The sequence below is a fragment of the Kitasatospora sp. NPDC018619 genome, from assembly GCF_044391605.1.
In the GTDB taxonomy this organism is placed as follows: domain Bacteria; phylum Actinomycetota; class Actinomycetes; order Streptomycetales; family Streptomycetaceae; genus Kitasatospora.
The window spans coordinates 585343-603342 of the sequence record NZ_JBISAI010000001.1; the positions used below are offsets into that span (position 1 = coordinate 585343).

The 18000-nt window shown below is 73.3% G+C and carries 15 protein-coding genes; all 15 read left to right on the forward strand.

The features are described from left to right. The first annotated feature begins 382 nt into the window (after positions 1–382). Entirely contained in the window at positions 383–1138 is a 756-nt protein-coding gene (locus tag ACH5AR_RS02295) for a sugar phosphate nucleotidyltransferase (RefSeq protein WP_396299460.1), read from the forward strand. Further along, positions 1126–2187, forward strand: coding sequence for an iron-containing alcohol dehydrogenase family protein (locus ACH5AR_RS02300; RefSeq protein ID WP_396299461.1), 1062 nt, complete (start codon positions 1126–1128; stop codon positions 2185–2187). The genes ACH5AR_RS02295 and ACH5AR_RS02300 overlap by 13 nt, the downstream gene beginning before the upstream one ends. Positions 2188–2278: 91 nt before the next feature. Continuing rightward, entirely contained in the window at positions 2279–3016 is a 738-nt protein-coding gene (locus ACH5AR_RS02305) for a CDP-alcohol phosphatidyltransferase family protein (RefSeq protein WP_396299538.1), read from the forward strand. Positions 3017–3063: 47 nt separating this feature from the next. Continuing rightward, positions 3064–3909 (forward strand): glycosyltransferase family 2 protein, encoded by an 846-nt coding sequence (locus tag ACH5AR_RS02310; protein ID WP_396299539.1) that lies wholly within the window; start codon positions 3064–3066, stop codon positions 3907–3909. A gap of 155 nt (positions 3910–4064) precedes the next feature. After that, the gene (locus ACH5AR_RS02315) at positions 4065–5006 is read left to right on the forward strand and encodes an ABC transporter permease (RefSeq protein WP_396299462.1); all 942 of its coding nucleotides are present in this window, start codon (positions 4065–4067) and stop codon (positions 5004–5006) included. After that, positions 4999–5808 carry an ABC transporter ATP-binding protein gene (locus ACH5AR_RS02320; protein WP_396299463.1) on the forward strand — a complete coding sequence of 270 codons (810 nt, stop codon included), beginning with the start codon at positions 4999–5001 and terminating at the stop codon, positions 5806–5808. The genes ACH5AR_RS02315 and ACH5AR_RS02320 overlap by 8 nt, the downstream gene beginning before the upstream one ends. Before the next feature lie 271 nt (positions 5809–6079). Next, complete coding sequence (gene hpnC, locus ACH5AR_RS02325) at positions 6080–7045, forward strand: squalene synthase HpnC (RefSeq protein WP_396299464.1); 966 nt, start codon at positions 6080–6082, stop codon at positions 7043–7045. 41 nt (positions 7046–7086) lie between these two features. Then, positions 7087–7944, forward strand: a complete 858-nt coding sequence (hpnD, locus tag ACH5AR_RS02330; protein WP_396299540.1) for a presqualene diphosphate synthase HpnD — start codon at positions 7087–7089, stop codon at positions 7942–7944. Between the two features lie 127 nt (positions 7945–8071). Beyond that, a complete protein-coding gene (gene hpnE / locus ACH5AR_RS02335; protein WP_396299465.1) occupies positions 8072–9505 on the forward strand; it encodes a hydroxysqualene dehydroxylase HpnE in 1434 nt (477 codons plus the stop codon). Between the two features lie 161 nt (positions 9506–9666). Beyond that, a complete protein-coding gene (locus ACH5AR_RS02340) occupies positions 9667–10755 on the forward strand; it encodes a polyprenyl synthetase family protein (RefSeq protein ID WP_396299466.1) in 1089 nt (362 codons plus the stop codon). Positions 10756–10762: 7 nt separating this feature from the next. Then, entirely contained in the window at positions 10763–12844 is a 2082-nt protein-coding gene (gene shc / locus ACH5AR_RS02345; RefSeq protein ID WP_396299467.1) for a squalene--hopene cyclase, read from the forward strand. Further along, complete coding sequence (locus ACH5AR_RS02350) at positions 12841–13521, forward strand: 1-hydroxy-2-methyl-2-butenyl 4-diphosphate reductase (RefSeq protein ID WP_396299468.1); 681 nt, start codon at positions 12841–12843, stop codon at positions 13519–13521. The genes shc and ACH5AR_RS02350 overlap by 4 nt, the downstream gene beginning before the upstream one ends. 2 nt (positions 13522–13523) lie before the next feature. Beyond that, complete coding sequence (hpnH, locus tag ACH5AR_RS02355) at positions 13524–14552, forward strand: adenosyl-hopene transferase HpnH (RefSeq protein WP_396299469.1); 1029 nt, start codon at positions 13524–13526, stop codon at positions 14550–14552. A 113-nt stretch (positions 14553–14665) separates the two neighbouring features. Further along, positions 14666–16576, forward strand: a complete 1911-nt coding sequence (dxs, locus tag ACH5AR_RS02360) for a 1-deoxy-D-xylulose-5-phosphate synthase (RefSeq protein WP_396299470.1) — start codon at positions 14666–14668, stop codon at positions 16574–16576. After that, positions 16566–17966, forward strand: coding sequence for an aspartate aminotransferase family protein (locus tag ACH5AR_RS02365; RefSeq protein ID WP_396299471.1), 1401 nt, complete (start codon positions 16566–16568; stop codon positions 17964–17966). Before dxs ends, ACH5AR_RS02365 begins: the two co-directional genes overlap by 11 nt. Positions 17967–18000 lie beyond the last annotated feature (34 nt).

The window sequence follows — 18000 nt, forward strand, 5'->3', positions numbered from 1 at the left end:
GGAGTCGGAAACCTGCTAGAGAAGGGTCCGGGAAGCCCCCGCAGGGGTCACGGAATTCGCAGAACCGTTCGGAGTCCGTTCGACCGCTCCGGCAGGTCCCCCGGCCCGGCCCGGCCGCCCCGTCCGCCGTCCGCCCGGCCCCTTCCCGCGGTGCCACCCGGCCCCCCACCCGCGGGGCCGGCCCCGCCCGCGGCTGCTCCCCGGCCTGCGGGCGCGTTCTGGCCGGTCGCCCCGGTCGCCTACCATCACATACGACACGGTGCCCGGATCTGTGCCGGCACCGGCGCGCCGCCGCACGGCCCGGTCGCAGACCGGTCCCCGGCCCGGCGGCGCCGTCTTCCGGCACGGGCCCGCGCACAGCACGACGGATCAGGAGACCCGCATGATCGGCCTCGTTCTGGCAGCCGGCGCCGGCCGCCGGCTGCGCCCGTACACCGACACGCTGCCCAAGGCGCTGGTGCCGGTCGACGGGGAACGGACCGTCCTGGACCTCACGCTCGGCAACTTCGCCGAGGTCGGACTGCGCGACGCCGCGATCGTCGTCGGTTACCGCAAGGAGGCGGTCCAGGAGCGCAAGGACGCCCTGGAGCGCACGTACGGCGTCAAGCTCCACCTGGTCGAGAACGACAAGGCCGAGGAGTGGAACAACGCCTACTCGCTCTGGTGCGCCCGCGACCTCTTCGCCGAGGGCCTGCTGCTCGCCAACGGCGACACCGTCCACCCGGCCTCCGTGCAGCACACCATGCTGGAGGGCAACCGGCGCCTGGCCGAGGCCGGCGCCGCCCCCGGCATCCTGCTCGCCCTCGACACGGTGAAGAAGCTCGCCGACGAGGAGATGAAGGTCGTCGTCGACCCGGACGCCGGCATGCGCCGGATCACCAAGCTGATGGAGCCGGCCGAGGCGACCGGCGAGTACATCGGCGTCACGGTGATCAACCCGTCCGCCGCCGCCGACCTCACCGACGCGCTGCGCGCCACCTACGAGCGCGACCCGCAGCTGTACTACGAGGACGGCTACCAGGAGATGGTGAACCGCGGGCTGCGGATCGACGTCCAGCCGATCGGCGAGGTCTCCTGGGTCGAGGTCGACAACCACGACGACCTGGCGAAGGCGCGGGAGATCGCGTGCCGGTACTGACCCGACTGGTCCCGTCGCCGCTGTTCGTCGAGATCCGCCCGGGCGCGCTGGACGCGCTCGGCGGCATCCTCGCGGACCAGCGGCTGTCGGCCTCGGGCCGGATCGCGGTGGCGATCAGCAACGGCTCCGGCTCGGCCATGCGCCGCCGCCTGGAGCCCGCCCTGCCCGGTGCCGACTGGTACAACGTGGACGACGGCAGCCTGGACAGCGCGGTGCGGCTGGCCGAGGCGATGCGCGGCGGGCACTACGACGCGATCGTCGGCCTCGGCGGCGGCAAGATCATCGACGCCGCCAAGTACGCCGCGGCCCGGGTCGGCCTGCCGCTGGTGGCCGTCGCCACCAACCTGGCCCACGACGGCATCTGCTCGCCGGTCTCCACCCTGGACAACGACGCCGGCCGCGGTTCCTACGGGGTGCCCAGCCCGATCGGCATCATCGTCGACCTCGACGTGATCCGGCAGGCCCCGGAGCGCTTCGTGGCGGCCGGCATCGGGGACGTCGTCTCCAACATCTCGGCCTGCGCCGACTGGGAGCTGTCACACGCGGTGACCGGCGAGCCGGTGGACGGGCTGGCCGTGGCGATGGCCCGCTCGGCGGGCGAGAACCTGCTGCGCCACCCGGGCGGCACCCGGGACCAGGACCTCCTGACGGCGCTGGCCGAGGCCCTGGTACTGTCCGGCATCGCGATGAACATCGCGGGCAGCACCCGGCCCTCGTCGGGCGCCTGCCACGAGATCTCGCATGCCCTGGACGTGCTGTACCCCAAGCGGTCCGCCCAGCACGGCGAGCAGGTCGGCCTCGGCGCCGCCTTCGCCAGCTTCCTGCGGGGCGAGCGCGAGCTGTCCGGTCTGATCGTGGAGCGCCTGGCGAGCCACGGACTGCCGGTGACCGCAGCTCAGATCGGTTTCACCGAGGCGGAGTTCACCGAAGCGGTGCACTACGCTCCGAACACCCGACCGGGGCGCTTCACCATCCTCGAACACCTCGACCTCTCCCCTTCCGCAATCAGGGACGCGTACGCCGACTATGTCCAAGCCGTCAACAGCTGACCCCGCCACCACGGGCGCCGGGCGTCCCCCGGTGGACCTGACCCGCCGGCCCTCGATCGAGGAACTGCGCGCGGTCATCCACCCGGAGGGCATGCTCCAGCGCCGCAGCGCCGAGCACTGGGCCGGGCGCCTGTACATGCGGAGGATCTCGCTGCGGATCACCCGCGTGCTCTCCACCATGACGGCGATCACGCCCAACGGCCTGACGTACCTGATGATGCTCACCGGCATCCTGGCCGGTGCCGCGCTGGTCGTGCCCGGCCTCACGGGCGCCGTCCTCGGTGCCCTGCTGATCCAGCTCTACCTGCTGCTGGACTGCGTGGACGGCGAGGTGGCCCGCTGGCGCCGGCAGACCTCGCTCACCGGTGTCTACCTGGACCGGGTCGGCCACTACATGTCCGAGGCGGCCCTGCTGACCGGCCTCGGCCTGCGCGCCACCGACCTGCCGCACCGCGAGGGCGCCGGCTCGCACTGGGAGTGGGCCTTCCTCGGCACCCTGGCGGCGCTCGGCGCGATCCTGATCAAGTCCGAGACCGACCTGGTGGACGTGGCCCGGGCCCGCAGCGGCCTGACCGCCGTCGAGGACAGCGCCTCGGTGCCGCGCTCCGCCTCCGTCGCCAAGGCCCGCCGGGCGGCCTCCTTCCTGAAGTTCCACCGCCTGGTCGGCGCGGTCGAGGCCTCGCTGTTCGTCCTGGCGGCCGGCGTCGCCGACGCCGTGCACGGCGGACTCCTCTTCACCCGGCTCGCGGTGGTCGTCCTGGCGGCGATCGCGATGCTGCAGACCGTGCTGCACCTGCTGAGCATCGTCCTCTCCAGCAGGCTGCGGTGAGCGCGGTGACGGCGGACGACTTCCGCCTCGGCGCGGTGATCATCACCATGGGCAACCGGCCCGCCGAGCTCAACGCCCTGATCGAGGCCGTCCGCGCCCAGGAGGGCCCGGCGGTCGAGCTGGCCGTGGTCGGCCAGGGCGTGCCGCTGCCCCCGCTGCCGGAGGGCGTGCGCAGCGTCGAGCTGCCGGAGAACCTGGGCATCCCGGGCGGGCGCAACGTCGGCATCGAGCTGTTCGGCCCGGACGGCGCCGAGGTCGACGCCGTGCTGTTCCTGGACGACGACGGGAACCTGCCGCGCACCGACTCGGCCCGCCTGCTGCGCGAGGCCTTCACCGCCGACCCGCAGCTGGGCATCGTCTCCTTCCGGATCGCCGACCCGGAGACCGGTGTCACCCAGCGCCGGCACGTCCCCCGGCTGCGTGCCAGCGACCCGCTGCGCTCGTCCCGGGTGACGACCTTCCTGGGCGGCGCGAGCGCGGTGCGCTGCAAGGTGTTCGAGCAGGCCGGGCAGCTGCCCGCGGAGTTCTTCTACGCCCACGAGGAGACCGACCTCGCGTGGCGCGCGCTGGACGCCGGCTGGGCCATCGACTACCGGGCGGACGTGGTGCTGCACCACCCCACGACCTCGCCCGCCCGGCACGCGAGCTACTTCCACAACGTGGCCCGCAACCGGGTCTGGCTCGCGAGGCGGAACCTTCCGGCCCTGTTGGTGCCTCTCTATCTGGGAACCTGGTTCCTGCTGACCCTGGCCCGCCGCCCCTCCCCCGAGGCGCTGAAGGCCTGGTGGGGCGGGTTCCGGGCGGGCTGGCGCGAACCCTGCGGTCCGCGGCGGCCCATGCGGTGGCGTACCGTCTGGCGACTGACCAGGCTGGGCCGACCACCGATCATCTGATCGGAACCGACGGCACCCCCGTCGGACCGCCGATCGCTGCGGCCGGTGCCCACACACCGGCCGGCTCCCCCGAGATCCCAGTGGATCCCCATCGGTGCACGACCGGCGGACCCCGCCGACCGGCCGCCCCGACCGATCCCGCGTGAAGGACGAATGTGTCGACAGTGAGTGAACCCGTCAGCCTCTCGGCCCCCAGGGGGGCGGACGCGGGCCTGACCCCCAAGCAGCTTGCCGACAAGTACGGCCTGGCGGTGAGCGGCGCCCGTCCCGGCCTGTTCGCCTACTCCAAGCAGCTCTGGGCCCGGCGCCACTTCATCTGGGCCTTCGCCACCGCCCGCCTGGTGGCCCAGTACACCAACGCCAAGCTCGGCCAGCTGTGGCAGGTGGTGACCCCGCTGCTCAACTGCGCGGTGTTCTACCTGGTCTTCGGCGTGATCCTGTCGAGCAAGCAGGGCTTCCCGGACAACACGTACATCGCCTGGCTGTGCATCGGCGTCTTCGTCTTCCAGTTCACCCAGAACGCGGTGCAGGCCGGCACCCGGGCGATCTCCGACAACCTCGGGCTGATCCGGGCGCTGCACTTCCCCCGGGCCAGCCTGCCGATCGCCTTCACCGTGATCCAGCTCCAGCAGCTGCTGATCTCGATGGTGGTGCTGGTCGTCACCGTGCTCGCCTCGGGCATCACCCCGGGCCGGACCTGGCTGCTGATCATCCCCGCGCTGCTCCTGCAGACGCTCTTCAACACCGGCGTCTCGCTGGTGATGGCCCGGATCGGGGCCCGGACCAGCGACATCTCCCAGCTGATCCCGTTCGTGATGCGCGCCTGGATGTTCCTGTCCGGTGTGATGTTCAGCATCCAGGACAAGATCACGCACTGGCCGCACTTCATCCAGACGCTGATGTCGCTCAACCCGGCGTCGGTCTACATGGACCTGCTCCGGCACGCCTTCGCGCCGGTCATCTACAACCCGCACCAGCCGGTGCACCAGTCCCTGCCGCCCCACCAGTGGGCGTACGGCCTCGCGTGGGGCGTGGGCATGTTCGTCGTCGGATACGTCTTCTTCTGGAAGGCCGAGGAGGAGTACGGCCGTGGCTGACATCGAGCCGAGCACGAGCGGGACCGTCCGGGACGCGGACGTGGCCCGCGAGCCCACCGTCGTCGTCGACGACGTGCACATCGTCTACAAGGTGCACGGCGCCGGCTCCGGCAAGGGCAGCGCCACCTCCGCGCTGAGCCGCATCATCAGCCGCAAGCGCGCCGCCGGCGTGCGCGAGGTGCACGCGGTCAAGGGCATCAGCTTCACCGCCTACAAGGGCGAGGCGATCGGCCTGATCGGCTCCAACGGCTCCGGCAAGTCGACCATGCTGGCCGCCATCGCCGGCCTGCTGCCGACCGAGAAGGGCGGCATCTACACCAACGGCCAGCCCTCGCTGCTGGGCGTCAACGCCGCGCTGATGAACGAGCTCACCGGTGAGCGCAACGTGATCCTGGGCTGCCTGGCGATGGGCATGACCCCGGCCCAGGTGCGGGCGCGCTACCAGGACATCGTCGACTTCTCCGGCATCAACGACAAGGGCGACTTCATCTCCCTGCCGATGCGCACCTACTCCTCCGGCATGGGCGCCCGGCTGCGCTTCTCGATCGCGGCCGCCAAGACCCACGACGTGCTGCTGATCGACGAGGCCCTCGCCACCGGCGACCAGGCCTTCCAGCAGCGCAGCAAGCGGCGGATCGACGAGCTGCGCAAGTCCGCCGGTACGGTCTTCCTGGTCAGCCACGACAACAACTCGATCCGCGAGGTCTGCGAGCGGACGATATGGATCGAGGCCGGCGAACTGGTCATGGACGGTCCCACCGAGGAGGTCGTCGGCCGCTACGAGCGCGGCGAGCGACCGTAGTCCCCGGCACTCCCGCAGGGGCCGGTTCCGGATCGTCCGGAGCCGGCCCCTGCGCCGTGTCGCCGCCCCCGCCGGGGTGAGCGCCCGGTGCGCCGGGCGGGGCGCCCTTTCCGTGCGCGTCCGGGCGTGTCAGCCTGGTGGTTCCGGGGGCGGTGTGCCGTGCGTGGCGCCCGCGCTCGGACGCGTGTCCGAGTCGGGCCGGTCGTGCCAAGCGGTGTAGAACGGGGGAGTGACAGCAGTGTCGGCTTCGGCCCAGCCCAGAGAAACGCCGGTGAACGGTTCCGCAGGAGAGACCCTGGACAAGGCGGGCGCGGAGAACTTCCCCGTCGCCCCCTCCTTCCTGCCCGCGGCCTGGCGCGGCGACCTGATGACGGTGTACGGCTTCGCCCGGCTGGTCGACGACACCGGCGACGGCGACCTGGCCGACCCGGCCGCCACCGCCCGCCTGCTGGGGATCGACCGCACGCCCCCCGCCACCCCGTCGGACCAGTCCGGCCCGCCGACCGCGCAGGAGACCGCCTTCCGGCTCGCCCTGCTCGACGGACTGGAGCAGGACCTCGACCGGGTCTTCGAGACGGCGCTGCGCACCGCCGGGGGCTCCGCGACGGCCGCCGCCGACCTCCCCCGCCACCCGCTGCTGGCCGCGCTCGTCCCGCTGGTCGACCGCCGCGGCCTGACCCCCGAGCCGTTCCGCCGTCTGATCGAGGCCAACCGGGTGGACCAGACCACCGCCCGCTACGCCACCTTCGACGACCTGCTCGACTACTGCACCCTCTCCGCCGACCCGGTCGGCCGCCTCGTCCTGGCCATCGCGGGCGTCTCCACCCCCGAACGGATCGAGCTCTCGGACGCCGTGTGCAGCGGCCTCCAGGTGGTCGAGCACATCCAGGACGTGGCCGAGGACCTGGCCCGCGGCCGGATCTACCTGCCCGCCGAGGACCTGGCCCGCTTCGGCGTCACCGAGGCCGACCTGGCCGCCCCGTCCGCGGACGGCCCGGTGCGCGAACTGATCGCCTTCGAGGTCGGGCGGGCCCGCACCCTGCTCGACCGCGGCGCACCATTGGTAGGTACGGTTCGGGGGAGGCTTCGACTGCTCCTGGCGGGATTCACCGCAGGCGGCTACGCGGCCCTGGCGGCCGTCGAGGACGCCGGGTACGACGTGCTCGCCCAGCAGGCGAAGCCGGACAAGCGCCGCCTCGCAGCGAAGGCGGCGGCCATCTTCGCGAAGGGAAGGTGAACGCCCGAGTGGCGGCATCACCACTGGCGTCGGCCCAGGTCATGGCGGCGTACCGGTACTGCGAGGCAGTCACCGGGCTGCAGGCGCGCAACTTCAGCTACGGCATCCGGCTGCTGCCCGAACCCAAGCGGCTGGCCATGTCGGCCCTGTACGCGCTGGCCCGCCGGGTGGACGACATCGGCGACGGCGACCTCCCGGACGACCGCAAGGCGGAGGCGCTGCTGCGCACCCGGGAGCTGGTGGGCGAGGTCCGCTCCGGGGCGGTCGCCGAGGACGACACCGACCCGATCAAGGTCGCCCTCGCCGACGCGGCCCGGCGCTTCCCGATCCCGCTCGGCGGCTTCGACGAACTGATCGACGGCGTCGAGATGGACCTCAAGGGCGCCGAGTACCAGACGTACGACGAGCTCAAGGTCTACTGCCGCTGCGTGGCCGGCGCGATCGGCCGGCTCTCGCTGGGCGTCTACGGCTGCGACGACCCGGAGCGGGGCGCACGCTACGCGGACACCCTGGGCCTGGCGCTGCAGCTCACCAACATCCTGCGCGACCTGCGCGAGGACGCCCTGAACGGCCGCACCTACCTGCCCGCCGAGGACCTCGTCCGGTTCGGCTGCGAGCAGGGCTTCGCGCTGCCCGAGCCGCCGGTCGGCGCGGACTTCACCGGACTGGTGGCCTTCGAGGCCGCCCGCGCCCAGGCCGCCTTCGAGGAGGGCCTGCGGCTGCTGCCGATGCTCGACCGCCGCAGCCGCGCCTGCACCGCCGCGATGGCCGGGATCTACCACCGGCTGCTCGGCCGGATCGCCGCCGACCCGGAGTCGGTGCTGCGCGGCCGGGTCTCGCTGCCCGGCTGGGAGAAGGCGTACGTGGCGCTTTCCGGGCTCGCCGGGGGGCGTTCTTGATTCTGGCAACAGTTCTGTCACGCTGTGTCAGCGCGGCTGCACGTGTGGGTAGTTTTGCGTTGAACGAACGAGGACCGGCTTCTGCGACCGCCGTCGGGCGGTCCGACGACTGCGAGGGGGAAGGCCGATGACCGGGCGAGCCGACGCCGCGCGCCCGGCCGCGGTCGTCGTCGGCGGTGGCCTGGCCGGCATCACCGCCGCGCTGCGCCTGGCCGAGGCGGGCCACCGGGTCACCCTCGCCGAGGGGCGCCCCCGGCTCGGCGGCCTGGCCTTCTCCTTCCGGCGCGGCGAGCTCACCGTCGACAACGGCCAGCACGTCTACCTGCGCTGCTGCACCGCGTACCGCGGCCTGCTGGAGCGCCTCGGCGCCACCCGGCTGGTCCACCTCCAGGACCGCCTCGACATCCCGGTGCTCTCCGTCACCGGGCCGCGGACCGCGCCGGTGCGCACCCTGGGCCGACTGCGCCGGGCCGGCCTGCCCGTCCCGTTGCACCTGGCCGGAAGCCTGGCCCGCTACCCGCACCTGTCCCCGGCCGACCGCGCCCGGGTGGTCCGCGGCGCGCTCGCCCTGCGCGGCCTGGACCTCGCGGACCCGGCCCTGGACGAGGTCTCCTTCGGCGAGTGGCTGCACCGCAACGGGCAGAACGCCGCCACCCGGGCCGCCCTGTGGGACCTGGTCGGCATCGCCACCCTGAACGCCCGGGCCGACCAGGTGTCGATGGCGCTCGCCGGGATGGTGTTCAAGACCGGCCTGCTCTCCGACCCGGGCGCCTCGGACATCGGCACCGCCGCCGTCCCGCTCGGCACGATCCACCACGACCGGGCGCTCGCCGAACTGGAGCGGGCCGGGGTCACGGTGCTGCTGCGGACCAAGGTCGCCGAGCTGAAGCCGTCCGCGCCCCAGCACGCCGTCCGGCTGGAGGGCGGGGAACTGCTCACCGCCGAGACCGTCGTCCTGGCCGGCGCCCAGGACAGCGCGGCCGCGCTGCTGCCGCCGGACGCCGTCCCGGGGCAGGAGCGGCTGGCCGGTTTCGGCACCGCGCCGATCCTCAACGTGCACGTGGTCTACGACCGCACGGTGCTGCGCCGGCCGTTCTTCGCCGCCGTCGGCTCCCCGGTCCAGTGGGTCTTCGACCGCACGGCGCACTCCGGCCTGGCCGCCACGGCGCTGGGCCGGGCCCACCCGGACGCCCAGTACCTGGCACTGTCGCAGTCCGCCGCGCAGGACGAGATCGACCTGCCCGTCGCCGAACTGCGCCGCCGCTACCTGCCCGAGCTGGGCCGGCTGCTGCCGGCCGCGGCGGGGGCCGGGGTGCTGGACTTCTTCGTCACCCGGGAGCGCACCGCGACCTTCGACCCGGCCCCGGGCAACGGGGCGCTGCGCCCGTCGGCCCGCACCGCCGTCCCGGGCCTGCTGCTGGCCGGCTCGTGGACGGCCACCGGCTGGCCCGCGACCATGGAGGGCGCCGTGCGCAGCGGCCACGCCGCGGCCGACGCCGTGCTCGCCACGGCCGGCAGCCGCACGCCGGTGGACCGCGGCGACGGGAGGTGGCCCAGGTGACGGCGGGCCCCGGCGCCGGAGAGCCCGCCAGAGCCGACGGGCGTACCGTCGAGCGCACCGGCACCAACGGAACCGGCACCGGCACTCGAACCGACACCAGCCGCACCGCCGGCACCCGGCCGCCCCGTGCGGTCCGGCACCACGAGGAAGAGGGAACGCACGTGGAGTCACGTACCGGCTTCGCCGTCGGAGGCACGGCGCACGCCGAACCGGTCTCGGTGCCGGAGCTGCTCGCCCGCAGCCGTACGCTCTGCACCCCGCCGCTACGGGCCGCCGTCGCCCGTTTGGCCGCACCCATGGACACCGTCGCCGCCTACCACTTCGGCTGGATCGACCGGGACGGCACGCCCGTGACGGGGGACGGCGGCAAGGCCGTGCGGCCCGCGCTGGCGCTGCTGTCGGCCCGGGCGACCGGCGCGCCGGCCGAGGTCGGGGTGCCCGGCGGGGTCGCCGTTGAACTGGTGCACAACTTCTCCCTCCTCCATGATGATCTGATGGACGGTGACGAGACCCGGCGGCACCGGGCCACCGCCTGGACGGTCTTCGGGCCGGCCCAGGCGATCCTGGTCGGCGACGCCCTGGCGACGCTCGGCACGGAGGTGCTGCTCGACGCCGCGGTGACCGGCGGCACGAGCGCCACCGACGCCGCGCGCGCCGTCCGGCTGCTCACCACCGCGACCCGCGGCCTGATCGACGGCCAGGCCATGGACGTCGCCTTCGAACAGCGCGACAGCGTCACCGTCGCCGAGTGCCTGGAGATGGAGGGCGGCAAGACGGCAGCCCTGCTGGCCGCCGCCTCGGCGATCGGCGCCGTCCTGGCCGGCGCCGACGACAAGGTCTCCGACGCGCTCCAGCGCTACGGCTACCACCTGGGCCTGGCCTTCCAGGCGGTGGACGACCTGCTGGGCATCTGGGGCGCCACCGAGGTCACCGGCAAGCCGCACTGGGGGGACCTGCGCCAGCGCAAGAAGTCCCTGCCGGTGGCCGCCGCACTGGCCGAGGGCGGAGCGGCCTCGCGCCGGCTCGCCGAGCAGCTGGCCGACCCGCGGGGGCGCGGGGAGGAGAGCGAGCCCGAGCTCGCCGCCCGCGCCGCGCTGATCGAGGAGGCCGGCGGCCGCGCCTGGACCAGGGAGGAAGCCCGCCGCCAGCACACGACTGCCCTCGCCGCCCTGGACGAGGTGCCCATGACCGACGAGGTGCGGGAGCACTTCGTCGCACTCGCCGAATTCGTGGTGGTACGAGAGAGGTGACGTTACGTTGACAGCAACCGCGGACGGCCGGCTCGACCCTGAGTACGATTCCGAGCCGGTCGCGGTGGGCGACCGCCCCCCGGCCCTGCTAGGCCCGGGGCGGTGGCAGCCCGAGGACGCCGACCGGCCGCGGCCGGCCGGTGAGGCGGACCACGGACCGGCCGACGCGCGGGAGGCCCTGGCCCGCGCCACCACCCACCTGCTCTCGCTGCAGTCCTCCGAGGGCTGGTGGAAGGGCGACCTGGAGACCAACGTCACCATGGACGCCGAGGACCTACTGCTCCGCCAGTTCCTGGGGATCCGCACCGAGGAGCAGACCCGCGCGACCGCGGCGTGGATCCGCTCCCAGCAACGGGAGGACGGCACCTGGTCCACCTTCCACGGCGGGCCGCCCGAGCTGTCCACGACCGTCGAGGCGTACGTCGCGCTCAAACTGGCCGGCGACCGGCCGGACGCCCCGCACATGCTGGCCGCCGCGCGCTACGTCCGCTCGGCCGGCGGCATCGCGGCCTCCCGGGTGTTCACCCGGATCTGGCTCGCCCTGTTCGGCTGGTGGCCCTGGGAGCGGCTGCCCGAGATGCCGCCCGAGATCATCTTCCTGCCCCGGTGGCTGCCGCTGAACATCTACGCCTTCGGCTGCTGGGCCCGCCAGACCATCGTCCCGCTGACCGTCGTGTCGTCCCACCGCCCCGTCCGCCCGGCCCCCTTCGCGCTCACCGAGCTGCACACCGACCCGGACGACCCGTACCCCCACCGGCCGCTCGCCCCCGCCACCACCTGGGACGGCCTCTTCGAGCGCCTCGACAAGGCACTGCATGCCTACCACCGGCGGGCCTTCCGCCCGCTGCGCCGGCTGGCCGTCGCGCAGGCCTGCCGCTGGATCGTCGAACGCCAGGAGGCCGACGGCTGCTGGGGCGGCATCCAGCCCCCCGCCGTCTACTCGCTGATCGCCCTGCACCTGGAGGGCTACGAACTGGAGCACCCGGTGATGAAGGCCGGGCTCGCCTCCTTCGACCGCTTCACCGTGCACACCGAGGACGGCAAGCGCTGGATGGAGGCCTGCCAGTCCCCGGTGTGGGACACCTGCCTGGCCACCATCGCCCTGGTCGACGCCGGGCTGCCGGCCGACCACCCGTCCCTGGTCTCCGCCGTCGACTGGATGCTGGGCGAGGAGATCCGCAAGCGCGGCGACTGGTCCGTCCAGCGGCCCGGGCTCGCCCCCGGCGGCTGGGCCTTCGAGTTCGAGAACGACACCTACCCCGACATCGACGACACCGCCGAGGTGGTGCTCGCGCTGCGGCGGGTCGCCCACCCCGACCCGGCCAGGGTCGACGCGGCGGTGGAGCGGGGTGTGCGGTGGAACCTCGGCATGCAGTCCAAGAACGGCGCCTGGGGCGCCTTCGACGTGGACAACACCAGCACGCTGCCCAACAAGCTGCCGTTCTGCGACTTCGGTGAGGTGGTCGACCCGCCGTCCGCCGACGTCACCGCGCACGTGGTGGAGATGCTCGCCGAGACCGGCCGCTCCCGCGACCCCCGGACCAGGCGCGGCATCGAGTGGCTGCTGCGCAACCAGGAGGCGGACGGCTCCTGGTTCGGCCGCTGGGGCACCAACTACATCTACGGCACCGGCTCGGTGCTGCCCGCCCTGGTGGCGGCCGGCGTCCCCGACGAGCACCCGGCGATCCGCCGGGCGGTGCGCTGGCTGGAGGACCGGCAGAACGCCGACGGCGGCTGGGGCGAGGACATGCGCTCCTACGACGACCCGGCGCGCTGGGCCGGGCGCGGCGACTCCACCGCCTCGCAGACCGCCTGGGCGCTGATGGCGCTGCTCGCGGCCGGCGAGGGCCCGCAGGGCCGGGCCAACCCTGCGGTGGAACGCGGCGTGGAGTGGCTGGTGCGCACCCAGCTGCCCGAGGGCACCTGGGACGAGCCGCAGTTCACCGGGACCGGCTTCCCGTGGGACTTCTCCATCAACTACCACCTGTACCGGCTGGTCTTCCCGGTCACCGCGCTCGGCCGCTACCTCCACGGCGCCCCGGGCACCGGCCGCACCGACGGCGCCCCGGCGATCGGCGCGGCGCGGTGACCACCGCACCCCTGCTGGTGCTCTGCGCCCTGGGCCCCGAGGTCTGGGCCCTGCGCGGCGGTGACTGGCGCGGCGCGGCCGGCGGCCCCCCGGTGCTGGTGCGCACCGGCGTCGGCCGCCGGCGCGCCGGGCTGGCCGTCCGCCGGCTGCTCGGCTCCGCCCCCGCCGGCTACGGCGCCGTGGTGGTGGCCGGCTTCGGCGCCGCGCTCGGCCCGGGCGTCCTGCCCGGCGACGTGGTCGCCGCCGACGGCGTGCGCGACGCCGAGGGCCACCTGTACCCGCTCGACTCCGGGACGGAGCTCACCCGGGCGCTGAAGGAGCGCGGCCTCACCGTGCACACCGGCGTGCACCACACCGCCGACCACGTGGTGCGCGGCATCGAACGGCGGGCGCTGCACCTCCAGGGCGCGCTCGCCGTCGACATGGAGGCCGCCGCCGTGCTGGCCGCGCTCTGCGAGGTCCGGCCGGTGCTGCCGGCCGCCGTCCTGCGGGTGGTGGTGGACACGCCCGAGCACGAGCTGCTGCGGCCCGGCACCCTCCCGGCCGGGGTGCGCGCCTGGCGGACCCTGCGGGCGACGGTACCCGCCCTCGTCGACTGGTACCGGCAGGAGCGCGCGCCCGGCTCCGCAGACCTGAACCACCCCACATCCTCGACGCTCCCCCAGGAGGCGAGCTAGCCATGGCCATGCCGTTGCGCCAGACGTTGCGGGTCGGCACGTACCTCATGCAGCAGAAGCTGATCAAGCGCCGCGACAAGTTCCCGCTGATCGTGGAGCTGGAACCGCTCTTCGCGTGCAACCTCGCCTGCGAGGGCTGCGGCAAGATCCAGCACCCCGCGGGCGTCCTGAAGCAGCGGATGCCCGTCGCCCAGGCGGTCGGCGCGGTCCTGGAGTCGGGCGCCCCGATGGTCTCGATCGCCGGCGGCGAGCCGCTGATGCACCCGCAGATCGACGAGATCGTCCGACAGCTGGTCGAGCGCCGCAAGTACGTGTTCCTCTGCACCAACGCGCTGCTGATGCGCAAGAAGATGGACAAGTTCAGGCCCTCGCCGTACTTCACCTTCGCGGTGCACATCGACGGGCTGCGCGAGCGGCACGACGAGTCGGTGGCCAAGGAGGGCACCTTCGACGAGGCGGTGGCGGCGATCAAGGAGGCCAAGCGGCGCGGCTTCCGGGTCACCACCAACAGCACCTTCTTCAACACCGACACACCGCAGACCGTCATCGACGTCCTGGACTACCTCAACGACGAGCTCAAGGTGGACGAGATGATGATCTCGCCCGCCTACGCCTACGAGAAGGCCCCCGACCAGGAGCACTTCCTCGGCGTCGAGCAGACCAGGGAGCTGTTCCGCAAGGCCTTCTCCGGCGGCAACCGGCAGCGCTGGCGGCTCAACCACAGCCCGCTCTTCCTGGACTTCCTGGAGGGCAAGGCCGACTTCGAGTGCACCCCCTGGGGCATCCCCAACTACTCGCTGTTCGGCTGGCAGCGGCCCTGCTACCTGATGGCCGACGGCTACGTGCCGACCTACCGCGAACTCGTCGAGAAGACCGACTGGAGCAAGTACGGCCGCGGCAAGGACCCACGCTGCGAGAACTGCATGGCGCACTGCGGCTACGAGCCGACCGCCGTCCTCGCCACGATGGGCTCGCTCCAGCAGTCGCTGCGCGCCATCACCGAGACCGTCAGCGGCAACAAGGGCCGCTGAGCGGGGAGTCGGCCTCCGGCGCGGGCCCGGTCCCGCCCCCGAACCCGGCCCGGGCCCGCGCCCCGGGCCGGGGGAGGCACCCACCGCACCGCTCCGAGTCGTGAGGTGTACCCATGTCACTGCTCTCCCGCGTCACGTCCCCGGCCGAGCTGCGCAAGCTCCCGGCCGTCGAACTCCCCCTGCTCGCCGACGAGATCCGCGACTTCCTGATCGACGCCGTCACCCGGACCGGGGGCCACCTGGGGCCGAACCTCGGCGTGGTGGAGCTGACCATCGCGCTGCACCGGGTCTTCGACTCACCGTACGACCGGATCGTCTTCGACACCGGCCACCAGAGCTACGTCCACAAACTGCTCACCGGCCGCCAGGACTTCAGCCGGCTGCGGATGCGCGGCGGACTCTCCGGGTACCCCTCCCGGGCCGAGTCCGAGCACGACCTGGTCGAGAACTCGCACGCCTCCACCGCGCTCTCCTACGCCGACGGCCTGGCCAAGGCCGCCCGGCTGCTCGGCCAGCACGACCGGCACACCGTCGCGGTGATCGGCGACGGCGCGCTCACCGGCGGGCTCGCCTGGGAGGCGCTCAACAACATCGCCGAGGCGCGCGACCGGCCGCTGGTCATCGTCGTCAACGACAACGAGCGCTCCTATGCCAAAACCATCGGCGGCCTCGCCAACCACCTGGCCACCCTGCGCACCACCCGGGGCTACGAGCGCTTCCTGGCCCTCGGCAAGGAGGCCCTCCAGCGCACCCCGCTGGTCGGCCAGCCGATCTTCGGCGCGCTGCACGGCGCCAAGAAGGGCTTCAAGGACGCCTTCGCCCCCCAGGGCATGTTCGAGGACCTCGGCCTCAAGTACCTCGGACCGATCGACGGCCACGACCTGGGCGCGGTCGAACAGGCGCTGCGCCAGGCCCGCAACTTCGGCGGACCGGTCATCGTGCACTGCCTGACCGTCAAGGGCCGCGGCTACCGGCCGGCCGAACAGGACGAGGCCGACCGCTTCCACGCCGTCAACCCGATCGACCCGTACACCTGCCTGCCCGTCTCGCCCAGCGGCGGCGTCTCCTGGACCTCGGTGTTCGGCGACGAACTGGTCGCCCTCGGCGCCGAGCGGCCCGACCTGGTGGCGATCACCGCGGCCATGCTCCAGCCGGTGGGCCTCGCGCCGTTCGCCAAGGCCTACCCGGAGCGGACCTTCGACGTCGGGATCGCCGAGCAGCACGCCGTCACCAGCGCCGCGGGGCTGGCCACCGGCGGTCTGCACCCGGTGGTCGCGGTGTACGCCACCTTCCTCAACCGGGCCTTCGACCAGGTGCTGATGGACGTGGCCCTGCACGGGCTGGGCGTCACCTTCGTGCTCGACCGCTCCGGGGTGACCGGGCCGGACGGCGCCTCCCACAACGGCATGTGGGACCTCTCGATCCTCCAGGTCGTCCCCGGACTGCGGCTCGCCGCGCCGCGCGACGCGGACCAGCTGCGCGCCCAGCTGCGCGAGGCCGTCGAGGTCGGCGACGCCCCGACCGTGGTGCGCTTCCCGAAGGGCACCGTCGGGCCCGCGGTGCCGGCCGTCGAGCGGATCGGCGGGGTGGACGTGCTGCTGCGCACCGGGCGGGAACCGGAGATCCTGCTGGTCGCGGTCGGCACCACCGCCTCCGCCTGCCTGGACGCGGCCCGGCTGCTGCTCGCCGAGGGCTTCACCGCGACCGTGGTCGACCCGCGCTGGGTCAAACCGGTCGACCAGGTGCTGCCCGAACTGGCCGCCGCCCACCGGCTGGTGGTCACCGTCGAGGACAACGGCCGTACCGGTGGCGTCGGTTCGGCCCTCGCCCAGGCGCTGCGCGACGCCGACGTGGACGTGCCGGTCCGGGTGCTCGGCCTGCCCCAGGAGTTCCTCGGCCACGCCTCGCGCGGGGAGATCCTGGAGGAGGCCGGGCTGACCGGGACGGGCGTCGCCGCCCAGACCGCCGTCTTCGCCAAGAACCTGCTACCGACCCGAGGAGCGAACCCGCGCCATGCCGGCTGAACCAGACCGCCCCGCCTTCGACCTCGCCGCGCTGATCGCCGAACGCGGCGCCGAGCGCTACGAGTTGCACGGCCGCTACCTCAACCCGCAGCTGCCGCGGATGCTGCACACCATCGGCTTCGACAAGTACTACGAGCACGCCCGGGGCCAGTACTTCTACGACGCCGAGGGCAACGAGTACCTCGACATGCTGGCCGGCTTCGGCATCTTCGGACTCGGCCGCCACCACCCGGTGGTGCGCTCGGCGATCCGCCAGGTGATGGACCTCGACCTGCCGGACCTGGTCCGCTTCGACTGCTCGCCGCTGCCCGGGCTGCTGGCCGAGCGGCTGCTGTCGTACGCGCCCGGGCTGGACCGGGTCTTCTTCGGCAACAGCGGCACCGAGGCCGTGGAGACGGCGCTCAAGTTCGCCCGGTACGCCACCGGCCGGCGGCGGATCCTGTACGCCGACCACGCCTTCCACGGGCTGACCACCGGCTCGCTCTCGGTGAACGGCGAGAGCGGCTTCCGCAAGGGCTTCGACCCGCTGCTGCCGGACACCGCCATCCCGCTCGGCGATCTCGGCGCGCTGGCCAAGGAGTTGAAGCGCGGCGACGTCGCGGGGCTGATCGTGGAGCCGATCCAGGGCAAGGGCGTGCAGGCCCCGCCGCCCGGCTGGCTGCGGGCCGCCCAGGCGCTGCTCCACGAGCACCGGGCGCTGCTGATCTGCGACGAGGTGCAGACCGGCATCGGCCGCACCGGCGAGTTCTTCGCCTACCAGCACGAGGACGGGGTGCTGCCCGACCTGGTCTGCGCGGCCAAGGCGCTGTCCGGCGGCTACGTGCCGGTCGGGGCGACCCTCGGGAAGAGCTGGATCTTCGAGAAGGTGTACTCCTCGATGGACCGGGTGCTGGTGCACTCGGCCAGCTTCGGGTCCAACGCCCAGGCCATGGCGGCCGGGCTGGCGACCCTGGAGGTGATGCGCGACGAGCAGGTGGTGGAGAACGCCCGCAAGGTGGGCGACCAGCTCCGGGAACGGCTGGCCGCGCTGGTGGACAGGTACGAACTGCTCGCCGAGGTGCGCGGGCGCGGGCTGATGATCGGGATCGAGTTCGGGCGGCCCAAGTCGCTCAAGCTGCGCACCGGTTGGACGGCGCTCCAGGCGGCGCGCAAGGGGCTGTTCGCGCAGATGGTGGTGGTGCCGCTGCTGCAGCGCCACCGCATCCTGACGCAGGTGTCCGGGGACCACCTGGAAGTGATCAAGCTGATCCCGCCGTTGATCATCACGGAGCAGGACGTGGACCGGTTCACGGACGCCTTCACCGACATCATGGACGAGGCCCACCGGGGGAGCGGGCTGATGTGGGACTTCGGGCGGACGCTGGTCAAGCAGGCGGTCAGCGGCCGCTGAGGGCGCCAGGGGCCTTGGGGCCGGCGGCGGCGCG

Coding starts and splice junctions, on each gene's coding strand:
- ACH5AR_RS02295 (WP_396299460.1), top strand. CDS start 383: ATGATCGGCCTCGTTCTGGCAGCCGGCGCCGGCCGCCGGCTGCGCCCG.
- ACH5AR_RS02305 (WP_396299538.1), top strand. CDS start 2,279: ATGCTCCAGCGCCGCAGCGCCGAGCACTGGGCCGGGCGCCTGTACATG.
- ACH5AR_RS02310 (WP_396299539.1), top strand. CDS start 3,064: ATGGGCAACCGGCCCGCCGAGCTCAACGCCCTGATCGAGGCCGTCCGC.
- hpnD (WP_396299540.1), top strand. CDS start 7,087: ATGGCGGCGTACCGGTACTGCGAGGCAGTCACCGGGCTGCAGGCGCGC.
- hpnE (WP_396299465.1), top strand. CDS start 8,072: ATGACCGGGCGAGCCGACGCCGCGCGCCCGGCCGCGGTCGTCGTCGGC.
- hpnH (WP_396299469.1), top strand. CDS start 13,524: ATGGCCATGCCGTTGCGCCAGACGTTGCGGGTCGGCACGTACCTCATG.
- dxs (WP_396299470.1), top strand. CDS start 14,666: ATGTCACTGCTCTCCCGCGTCACGTCCCCGGCCGAGCTGCGCAAGCTC.
- ACH5AR_RS02365 (WP_396299471.1), top strand. CDS start 16,566: ATGCCGGCTGAACCAGACCGCCCCGCCTTCGACCTCGCCGCGCTGATC.